The sequence below is a fragment of the Paraburkholderia mimosarum LMG 23256 = NBRC 106338 genome (assembly GCF_000739815.1).
GTDB classification, from domain to species: Bacteria; Pseudomonadota; Gammaproteobacteria; order Burkholderiales; family Burkholderiaceae; genus Paraburkholderia; species Paraburkholderia mimosarum.
Genome location: NZ_BBJJ01000352.1, coordinates 1 through 732 on the forward strand (window position 1 = coordinate 1; position 732 = coordinate 732).

The window sequence follows — 732 nt, forward strand, 5'->3', positions numbered from 1 at the left end:
ATAGAGGCGGATCCATCGATAACTTTGGATATTTCGAACGTGACGCTTCCGACTGTCGCTTCTGTAGGACCGAAGTGATTGATAAGACGCACATGCGGGAAACGCTTTTGCCAAAACTGGATATCCGCAGGTACTAACGGTTCCCCACCAACCATCAGTGCCTTAGTCGGAGCCGGACCTTTGTAACACTCAAGTTGCCTGTTTAACACGCTCAAGTGCGAAGGCGTCAGCTTGATCAAATCGTAGGCCAAACCATCGTTAGCAGCAGAAAGTAAATCCGTTTCAACAGCAGGTTTTAGAAGGTGCAGAGCTGCACCTGCCAACAGGGGCCCGAATAAAGTTGTAACGATGCCGTCAAAGCTCAACGAATGTAGTATCGGCGAACCATTCAAAGCTTCTTCGTAATAACTGCGCTCTGACCATTGCAAATAATTCAACAGGTTTCTGTGCTCGACCATGACGCCCTTGGGCGTGCCGGTGGAGCCCGAGGTGTAGATCACATAGGCCAGATGGTGCGGGCCCAAGCCCAGCGCGCACGCATCCGGATCCGACGCCGGCTGCCCGGCCCACGCCGGTGACTGCGCCTCCAGCTCCACCAGCCCCACGCCAGCGAGCGCCTCCCCGCCCAGCGCCGCACGCCCCGCCGCATCGGCCAGCACCAGCCCCGGCGCCGCCTCTCCCATAATCTGCCGCAACCGCGCACCCGGATACGCCGCATCCAGCGGCACATAT

General features: G+C 57.7%; 1 protein-coding gene. It reads right to left on the reverse strand.

The features are described 5' to 3' along the window. Nucleotides 1-732: AMP-binding protein (locus BMI01S_RS37845; protein WP_042293634.1), on the reverse strand; the 732-nt coding region annotated here is incomplete at both ends.